Genomic DNA, 2,886 nt, shown 5'->3' on the forward strand with positions numbered 1-2,886 from the left:
CTGGTGATGTGCAGGCCGTGGATGAGGGCGGTAACGGGGCGGCAGCGGTTCTTGGTCCGGAGTCACCTCGGGTGCCGTCAAGGGGTGAGCGACGGTCGCCGTTCCCCAGTGGCCCGGCACCGGGACCGCGGACGGCCGACGGCGCGGTCCGCTGTGAGGGGCGGGCCGCGCCGCCGGTCCGTGGGCGGGACCGCCCGGGTCTTCTACCCGAAAGGGTCGTCCGGAGGGCGGTTGTGCGCGGTGGCCGTCACCTCCCCGTGGATCCTTCACCGCCGGTGAAGAGGTCGATGGCCGCCTGACGGTCCTTGCCCGCAGCTTGCGCAGGATGGTGTGGATGTGGATTCGGATCGTCACCGGCTCCAGGAAGAGCTGCGTGGCGATCTGCCGCGTCGTGGCTCCTCCGACCAGAAGGCCTAGGATCCCGGCCTCGCGATCCGTCAGGTTGCCGACGGACGCCGTCACGCCGCGTCTGGAGGCGGGCGCCGTCTGCCGACGGAAGTGTTCGACGACCTGCAGCGGTAGTCCGGGCGGACGCGCGACCTCACCCCGTCGTCAGGACCCCACCACCTGTCCAGCCCAGGCCCGCTCGTGCGCCCGAGACCTCACCGCCACCTGGCTGCGTCATAGCGCAGCGGAGATGCCTTCAGCTGCAGTGAGCACGTCTTCACGATTCGAGGTGTTCCACAGTTCAGCTCGACCCCTCGTCCTTCGCCTCGCTTGGGCGGCCGAGACGACGTACAGTCCGATCTCGCCTGGCCGCCTGCGCCTTCAGGAACTGGCGCTGGTTGTACTCGAGCATCGTGGAGGACCCCCGGGTCAACCTACCCACGAAGATGTCCAACGTGTTCGGTTCTGGGCGCTTCTGAGCCACAGCCGGATCTTAGGCGACGACGTCGGTCCGCAGCGGGCCAAATACCCCATGAGCGACATCCCCCTGTCGACGAATCAACAGGACCGCTGCCTGCACGGCAAGTAGCCCTCTCCACCGCGAAGCGCGCCGCGGCGGAGCCAATGCCTACGGTCGGGACGCGGCTCGTGACGGTCCGTACATGCCGGTGCCTGAGGTTGAGCCCTACCTAGCGCTCGTGGCAGGGAGTGTGCGGGCGAGGCCGAGGGCGGGACGTCAGCTGCTGGAACGACGAGGCCGACGACTGCGCGAATGTTCCGGGCGGCCGCCGAGGGCGTCCGCGAGGGGTCGCCCGACAGCAAGGTCGTCACCCACCTGCCGGGGTCAGCTACTAAGACCCGAACTCGAACGACCTCCAGCCCGGGGCCGACCCCAACGGCTGGGTGGTCGGTGGTGACACCACGACCGAAGACACGAGCTTCTTCGGCGACGGGAACCCCCACCGGGCCCTGCCGAGCCTGAAGGCCTTCCGCACCTGGTGACCGAGCGCTCCACGGCGACGGTGTCGAGACCCTCGCGGGTCTCGACACCGTCGTGAGCGGGACCGTCCATCAGTCCGAAATGCGGACAAATGTCTCGCTGGATGGACGCGAGCGACCGCCGTGAGCGCCCGGCACCACGCTGGTCGGGTGGGTGGCGTCGTCCTCGGGTTCACCACGGTCGCCGTCGTCATCGCGGTGGGGGCTCTGGTCGCTCACGTCGGTGTCCTCGGCGCGGAGGGTCAGACCGTCCTCGCCCGGGCGGCCTTCTACCTGGGGTCGCCCGCGCTCCTCCTGACGACGGTGGCCGAGGCGGACGTCCGCACCGTCATCTCGGGCGGTCTGCTCGCCACGACCTCCGGCGTCCTGGTGTGCGCCGCGGTCTACCTCCTCGTCGCGCGCTGGCGCTGGCGGCGTCGGGGCGCCGAACTGGCCGTCGGGGCGCTCTGTGCCTCCTACGTCAACGCCGGCAACCTGGGCCTCCCCATTGCCGCCTACGTCCTCGGCGACGCGGCCTTCGTGGCGCCGACCCTCCTCCTGCAGCTGCTCGTGCTGCAGCCGGTGGCGGTGGCCGTGCTGCAGGGGGGCGAGTCCGGCCGCGGCTCCGGACCAGGACGGAGCGTGGCCCGGGCGCTCGCCAACCCGTTGACCATCGGGACGCTCGCCGGTCTCGGGCTGTCGCTCAGCGGTACCCGTCTCCCCGACGAGGTCGGGGCGCCGGTCGGGCTCGTCGCCGACCTCGCCGTCCCCGCGATGTTGCTCTCCTACGGCATGGCGCTGCGGCTCGGCGCCCGGCTGGGGCCACGGCCCCCGACCGCCGAGCTGGCGGTCGTCGTCGTCCTGAAGGTCCTCGTCCAGCCGGTCGTGGTCTGGCTCGTCGCCGCGGGTCCGCTCGGGCTGGACGAGCTGACGGCCCTGGCCGTGACGGTCTGTTCCGCGCTCCCGACGGCCCAGAACGTCTTCGTCCTCGCGGTGCGCTACGGACGTCAGGTCGGCCTCGCCCGCGACGGCGTCCTGGTCTCGACCGTGGCCTCGACGGTCGCGGTCGCCGCGGTGGTCCTGGTGCTAGGTTGACGGCCGGCGAGACGGTGCGCGCCGGCGTCGATGGGCCTTTTCGCGTTCAGTGAGAACCTTCGCGCACGTCCTTCAGCTCCGTTGAGATCGATACCCACCGCGGCAGGGGAACGACCCGCAAGGTGGGAAAGGAAGGACCCGGACGCCGGCAACCTCACGACGTTCGACCCCGTGAAGACCACCGCGCTGCGGGCGACCTTCACGGCCGACTCCAACGGCACGACGAACTCGGCCGTCGGGGCCTCGGAGTGGAAGATCTTCGCCGACACCCCGGTCTCGACCACCCCGGTCCACATCCCGACCACCGTCGGGGTCGTGCCGGAGCTGCCGAAGACCGTCGAGCAGGTCTACTCCGACGGCACCCGTGCCCAGGCCCCGGTCACCTGGCCGACGGTCACGAAGGAGCAGGTCTCCCAGCCCGGCAGA

3 protein-coding genes are annotated in these 2,886 nt (G+C 70.9%); 2 read left to right on the forward strand and 1 reads right to left on the reverse strand.

Annotated features, from left to right (window positions below):
• On the reverse strand, nt 1-462 hold a 462-nt coding region (locus EPD83_RS21070), incomplete at its 3' end, for a LuxR C-terminal-related transcriptional regulator (RefSeq protein ID WP_407676026.1).
• A 1,074-nt stretch (nt 463-1,536) separates the two neighbouring features.
• Here EPD83_RS21070 and EPD83_RS11260 point away from each other — a divergent pair.
• Nucleotides 1,537-2,460, forward strand: coding sequence for an AEC family transporter (locus EPD83_RS11260; RefSeq protein WP_128365995.1), 924 nt, complete (start codon nt 1,537-1,539; stop codon nt 2,458-2,460).
• A gap of 171 nt (nt 2,461-2,631) precedes the next feature.
• Nucleotides 2,632-2,886 (forward strand): Ig-like domain-containing protein (locus tag EPD83_RS11265; RefSeq protein WP_165566596.1); only part of this gene is annotated, 255 nt, incomplete at its 3' end.

The sequence above is a fragment of the Phycicoccus flavus genome (assembly GCF_004025965.2).
Taxonomy (GTDB): domain Bacteria; phylum Actinomycetota; class Actinomycetes; order Actinomycetales; family Dermatophilaceae; genus Phycicoccus; species Phycicoccus flavus.